This window comes from Flavobacterium sp., from assembly GCF_027484205.1.
GTDB lineage: Bacteria > Bacteroidota > Bacteroidia > Flavobacteriales > Flavobacteriaceae > Flavobacterium.
Window position 1 is genome coordinate 568,246 of the sequence record NZ_JAIXUB010000015.1, and the last position, 6,663, is coordinate 574,908.

The window sequence follows — 6,663 nt, forward strand, 5'->3', positions numbered from 1 at the left end:
TCGTATATTGGCAGCAAATCTACATTGACTTCTTCTGCTTTTCAACAAAACCATCGGCTTGTAGCTTCAATAATTCTAAAGCACCTTTTTTCTTATAATTGTATAATTCTTTGTCGTCTTTGATGTCAGCATAGACTTTATCGTAAATTTCGGCATCGGTTTTTCGTTGCAAATCACTTTGATAACGATTTTGTGCTAGTACATTTTTAATTCCCATTTCGGCATCTTCTTGCTTAAAATCGTATTCGCCTCTTGGAGAAAGTAATTTGGCAATAATAGGCGAAGTTTCAATAGCTAAAAACAACAGCATTATAAAAAACGATGGCAACCAAGGCAATTTATTCAAAGCATTAATTCGAGCCATTAATCCATCAAAACCATCAATTATAGGTTGTGATTCGGTTACTTTTTTGTCTAAATCAGCTTGAAGCGTTTTGGCTTTAGCTTCTTTTTCTTTAATTTTTACAGCGTTTGCGGCTTTCATAGAATCCAATTGTTTTAACGCCATGTCGTGTTTTTGACGTTTTTCTTTGTAAACTGGACCTTTTCCTAATTTTTTTGTTCCCGCAGTTCCTTCAGCTTCTGAGATGAATACTGAGTATAAATCGTTTACTTCTTTTTCTTTTTTAGTAATATCACTTTTTAAGCTATCGATTTCGGCTTTGTTTTTATCGACATCACTTTGAAAATAATTAGTTACTTGTTTTTTGTTTGCCATTGCCATTTCGTTTTTCTCTTTTAACAAAACGGTTTCAATTTCTTTCTGAAAAATTTTGATTTCCAATGGTTTTGAAATTACTATTGCAATAATAATCGCCAAAGCAATTCGTGGTGTCGCCTGAATAAATTCGTCTAAAAAATTATCACGTTTTTTGATTGTAGAAACAATAAATCTATCGAGATTGAAGATTAAAAATCCCCACACTAATCCAAAGAAAACTGCCGTATAGACATTGTCGAAAACGGTAAAAAGTGCATAACTACTAGCTATAAAAGCCATAATTGCTGTGAAGAACACTGTCGCTCCAATTCCAGCATATTTGTTTTGTTCGCCGTTGGAACAACCGTTCACAATGTCAGTATCGACACCAGAACAAAGAATAAAAAAACGTTTTAACATGATTGATTGATTTTATGATGATTGATGTTATACAAATTTAACGCCAAAAATTTTATAATGTTGTAAAATGATGGAAATTAGTTTTGTTAGCCAATGTTTTATAAATCGTTTTTAAATAAAAAATCCGCTTGATTAGAGCGGATTAGTTCAGACTATTTTGTTGAATTAAATTACTTTACCTCCGAAATAAAATCTACAATGTATTTAGCAATTTCGGTTTGACCTTTTTCACTTGTAATAAATTTTCGGTCATTTTCATTTGAAATAAATCCAAGTTCAACAACCATTGAAGGACAAAGCGAATTTTTTAAAATCCAAAATGGAGCAAATTTTAATCCTCTATTTCTTAGTTGTGTTTTAGATAATTTTGTGGTGAGCTTTTCAGCAAAAACTTTAGATTCTTCTATTAGGTTATTTTGATCACTTATAAATACTTCAAATCCGTTTGCGTCTGTATTCTTATTTTGATTAACGTGAAGAGAAATCACTAAATCTGCTTTTAAGTTATTTATAAAGTCACTTCTTTTTTTCAAATCCATAAACTCATCATCAGTTCTAGTGAAATGAATTTCTACATCAGAATCAGAATGCATTTCTTTAATTTTTTTTGCAATCAGTGAAGTTAGGTTTTTTTCATTCCATTCCTCATTTGTAGCACCAAAATCTTGACCGCCATGACCAGCATCAATTACAATAATTTTCTTTTCTTTTTTCTCATTCATGTACAAATTGTATCCTTCTTTGCCTTCAGTATACCAAACAAGTGTATCAGCTTTTAAAGTTTTTGCTATTTTATTTTTCATCGCAGTTTGATAGCTTACGTTTCCAATTATTATGGTATCACCTTTAAAATGAACTTGACTGTTTTTCATGTTTTTATCAAAATATTCCTTTGTGTAAAGTGTATATTGATATCCTTGCGGAAACTCTTTTGTTCTCTCACTTTTATTAATCATATGACAGGAATAATAACTAAAATCAGTTCGTTGATACTTTTTTAATTCCTCTTTTTTAATCAACTTATTATTAATTCCAATTTTAAAGTTTTTGGATTTTAAATTTTCAAATAATAATGCAGGAATTTCTTTTTCAATTTGAATCTCAGGAATTAAATTTAAGTATTTTCTTTTATCTTCTAATGAAAGATTTTCATACAGAGTTACGTCTTTTCTATTAGTTCGTTCATCAATAATTTTTACATAAACACCACTGTAATAATTATCTCTAATTTTATCTTTATCGGTAGTTTTTAGGTTTTTATCATTTGAATTTGTATTGATTACCTTTTCTTGTGCTACAATTTTGAAGCAGAAAAGGTAAATTAATCCTGCAAGAATTGGAACAATTGCAATTTTTTTTAAAACTGCTATTTTTTGCGATGTTTTTTTTGTCATCATAATTAATCGTTTTTTGGTTACGGAATAATTTAGGTTACTAGCTAGGTAAATCGTTTGGTTGTTGCTTCCTTTTTGTAAAAGTAAATTTTGGTAAAACGGAACATTGTTATAAGTTTTCACAATTTCTTCATCGGCGAGAAATTCGTGGTTGAGTTGAATCGCTTTTTTATAGAAAAGGAAAAGTGGATTGAACCAGAAAATTGCTTTTAAGAATTCTATAAATAAAATATCTAAGGTATGTTTTTGCGTTACATGAACCAATTCGTGCGTGTACAATTCATCTTCAATATTTCTATTGTTATAATCGTCAAGATTTATAAATATCGAATTCAAAAAGGTGTGAGGAAGTGTTTTTTCTTCAACTAAAATCAAATTGGCATTTTTATATTTTACAATAGAATTGGATTTAGATTTTGCAATTAATTTCCAAATGTTTTTTCCGAATCTTGATAATAAAAAGAAGCTAATTAGTCCATACAAACTCCACAATACGATTGCGATGTAATTGATGTTTTCTTCATTTGGTAAAAGATTTCCTTGATTTTCATTTTCTGGAATTTCAGATGAAGTTATTACAGTATTTAAAGGTTCGATGTTTTGAATAACAGGAACAATTTTGATAATTTCAAAAGTCAAAAACGGAATTACAAACGAAATTATAATCGTAAACAAAAGATAAAATCGATTGAAATGGTGGATTTTTTCACGTTCTAAAACCAAATGGTAGAAGCCTAGAAAAACGGTTAAACTGATGGTTGATTTTAATAGAAAGTCGATCATTTTTTCTTTTTTTGAAGTTCAACATCGATGATTTTTTTTAGTTCTTCTAATTCTTTTTCGGTTAGATTAGTTTCTCTTGTAAAGAAGGAAGCAAATTGTGAAGCTGAATCGTTAAAGAAGTTTTTAATCAATCCGTTAACGTGTTTTGAGAAATAATCTTCTTTTTTAACTAATGGATAGTATTCTCTTGAATTTCCAAATTCGTTGTAAGCCACAAACTTTTTATCAATCATCCTTTTTAATAAAGTGGCAATAGTTGTTGTAGCTGGTTTTGGTTTAGGAAAAGCTTCTAGCAAATCTTTCATGAAAGCTTTTTCAAGTTTCCATAAATGTTCCATTAACTGTTCTTCTGAATTTGATAATTGCATTGCTCTACGTTTTTAGAATTAACTCTACAAATGTAGAATAAAATTTTACTTCTACAAGTGTAGAATGAAAATTTAACATTTTTCCAAAAAAAATCCGTTCACTCAATTAAGAATGAACGGATTAAAATTCTTTGTGTCTTAGTGTCTTTGTGGCAAGTTTACTTACTCATTTCCACAAAATACTTGTAAAACAAAGGAATAGTTTCAATACCTTTTAAGTAATTAAAAATTCCAAAATGCTCGTTTGGTGAGTGAATGGCATCAGAATCTAATCCGAATCCCATTAATATAGTTTTAGATTTTAATTCTTTTTCGAATAAAGCAACAATTGGAATACTTCCTCCAGAGCGTACAGGAATTGCAGGAACGCCAAAAGTTTCAGTATAAGCTTTATTGGCAGCTTGATAACCAATACTGTCAATTGGCGTTACATAACCTTGTCCACCATGATGCGGTGTAACTTTTACTTTTACAGATTTAGGAGCAATACTTGTAAAATGTTTCGAGAACAATTCTGTAATTTCTTCCCAATCTTGATTTGGAACCAAACGCATTGATATTTTTGCGTAAGCTTTGCTTGCAATTACTGTTTTTGCACCTTCGCCAGTATATCCACCCCAAATTCCGTTAACGTCTAATGTAGGACGAATTGAGTTTCTTTCATTGGTAACATAACCTGTTTCACCATAAACATCATCAATATCTAACGCTTTTTTGTAGTTATCTAAACTAAAAGGTGCTTTTGCCATTTCGGCTCTTTCGGCAGCAGAAAGTTCTTCTACTTTGTCATAAAATCCAGGAATTGTGATATGGTTGTTTTCGTCATGTAACGACGCAATCATTTTAGTTAATACGTTGATAGGATTAGCCACAGCGCCACCATAAAGTCCAGAATGCAAATCACGATTTGGTCCAGTAACTTCCACTTCAACATAACTTAAACCACGCAAGCCAGTTGTTATGGATGGTTGTTGGTTAGAAATCATACCAGTATCAGAAATTAAAATCACATCATTAGCTAGTTTTTCTTGATTTTGAGTAACAAACCATGATAAGCTTTTTGATCCAACTTCTTCTTCACCTTCAATCATAAATTTTACGTTGCAAGGCAAACAATTGTTTTGAATCATGTATTCAAATGCTTTTACGTGCATATACATTTGACCTTTATCGTCACATGCGCCACGAGCAAAAATTGCACCTTCTGGATGAATTTCTGTAGCTTTTATTATAGGTTCAAAAGGTGGAGAAGTCCATAATTCTAGTGGATCTGGCGGTTGTACATCATAATGTCCGTAAACCAGAACTGTTGGAAGATTTTTATCAATAATATGTTCTCCAAAGACGATTGGGTAACCTGGAGTTTCACAAATTTCAACATGATTACAACCTGCTTTTTCTAATGAAGCTTTCACGGCATTAGCAGTATCTATCACATCTTGCGAGTAAGCCGTATCAGCACTTACAGAAGGAATTTTTAATAATTCGATTAATTCGTTTAGAAAACGCTCTTTGTTTTCTTGAACGTATTGTTTTATATTATTCATTTTTAATGGTTTATTTTGAAATTCAAAAGTACGAAAAAGAGTTTTAAAAAAAATTCCTATTTCATAATTTGTAATTAAGAATTATTCTTATATTTGCACTCACAAATTTCGCGGATATGGTGAAATTGGTAGACATGCCAGACTTAGGATCTGGTGCCGCAAGGCGTGTAGGTTCGAGTCCTATTATCCGCACAAAAAGTCCAAACAAGAGTTTGGACTTTTTTTGTGGGCAAAAAGGACGAGAAGTTTATGCTGAGCGAAGTCGAAGTAATTCCTATTATCCGCACAAAAAGTCCAAACGAGAGTTTGGACTTTTTTTGTGGGCAAAAAGGACGAGAAGTTTATGCTGAGCGAAGTCGAAATAAGTCCTATTATCCGCACAAAAAGTCCAAACGAGAGTTTGGACTTTTTTTATTTCTACAAAATCGGTTAATTTCTATGTTAAGAACTTATTTTTTTATCTAAAATTGATTCCTTTTCAATGAGTATTTTTGTATAATCTCTAAGTCTGAATTGTAACCAATTTATTGGAATGAAAAGAAATCCTTCTATGACAGCACTTATTTTAGCTTTTATTGGTTTTGCATTGATAACCGGTGCATTGTTTTCGTTGTATCGTTCAAGTAATGAGGTGATTTCTATTGAAGAAAAAAGTGAAACTGGAATAGATATTGCCAATAAAAAAATTGATGTTTTAAGTGACGAAATTCAAGAAACAAAGGAGCAATTTGTTGATGCAGATTACAATCCAAAAGTTTCGGGAGAATCGAAACCAGAAGTAATGACTCAAGTATCAGGTCAGAACATTCCTATTATTGAAATTAAAGATATTGATTTAGGCGAAAGCTCTGATTTAGCTGATGATGAACCTCGAAAAAAAGGACAACGTATTACCTACATTCATCAATTGAAATTTTCTTTGGTAAACGTTGGAAAGTTTTCTTTGAAAGATGTAATATTTTCTGTGAAGGATATTTATAATGATCCGAAAGAAGGAAAGAGCAAGAAAAAAGCCAAGGAATATAGTTATATGGGAAGAACTTTCGATAACGAAGACGTAGGTGCATACAATAATATTGAGGTAAATACTTTAAATTTAAAATCTAAAAAATTGGTTTATGTAAGTAATTTGCCTACAAGCTTTGGAGTAGGTGATTACTATTTTGATATTATTGTAGAGTGGAATAATGGTTTTTATCAAATGCATGTTGATATAGAAGAAGTAAATGGAAAATTGAAATACCGTTATCAGTTTTATGATGTTGATGGAAAACCGATAAACTTAAAATCCTCGGAAGAAGTTACTGCTTAAAAAAAAAATGCCTTTCAGTTTGAACATGCCCCAAAAAGTTAGACACTATTTGGGGCATTTTTTATGGAAAGAAAAGTTAAGTATGATTACACATTTAAATTAGAATGTGTAGAACTAGTTTTAAAGAAGCATTATTCAA

At 30.8% G+C, this 6,663-nt stretch carries 5 protein-coding genes and 1 tRNA gene; 2 read left to right on the forward strand and 4 right to left on the reverse strand.

Annotated elements, in window-relative coordinates; genetic code table 11:
* Positions 1 to 19 precede the first annotated feature (19 nt).
* The 4 genes from Q0049_RS08685 to Q0049_RS08700 all read right to left on the reverse strand — a co-directional run bounded on the left by Q0049_RS08685 (position 20) and on the right by Q0049_RS08700 (position 5,212).
* Positions 20 to 1,120 (reverse strand): DUF4407 domain-containing protein, encoded by a 1,101-nt coding sequence (locus Q0049_RS08685; protein ID WP_298118763.1) that lies wholly within the window; start codon positions 1,118 to 1,120, stop codon positions 20 to 22.
* A gap of 170 nt (positions 1,121 to 1,290) precedes the next feature.
* Positions 1,291 to 3,297, reverse strand: coding sequence for an N-acetylmuramoyl-L-alanine amidase (locus tag Q0049_RS08690; RefSeq protein ID WP_298118765.1), 2,007 nt, complete (start codon positions 3,295 to 3,297; stop codon positions 1,291 to 1,293).
* A complete protein-coding gene (locus Q0049_RS08695; RefSeq protein WP_298118768.1) occupies positions 3,294 to 3,665 on the reverse strand; it encodes a BlaI/MecI/CopY family transcriptional regulator in 372 nt (123 codons plus the stop codon). Before Q0049_RS08695 ends, Q0049_RS08690 begins: the two co-directional genes overlap by 4 nt.
* Positions 3,666 to 3,823: 158 nt before the next feature.
* Entirely contained in the window at positions 3,824 to 5,212 is a 1,389-nt protein-coding gene (locus tag Q0049_RS08700) for a dipeptidase (RefSeq protein ID WP_298118770.1), read from the reverse strand.
* Positions 5,213 to 5,322: 110 nt separating this feature from the next.
* Between Q0049_RS08700 and Q0049_RS08705 the strand changes: the two genes are divergently transcribed.
* Positions 5,323 to 5,404: transfer RNA gene (locus Q0049_RS08705), tRNA-Leu, on the forward strand.
* A 340-nt stretch (positions 5,405 to 5,744) separates the two neighbouring features.
* Positions 5,745 to 6,524, forward strand: a complete 780-nt coding sequence (locus Q0049_RS08710) for a hypothetical protein (RefSeq protein WP_298118772.1) — start codon at positions 5,745 to 5,747, stop codon at positions 6,522 to 6,524.
* Positions 6,525 to 6,663 lie beyond the last annotated feature (139 nt).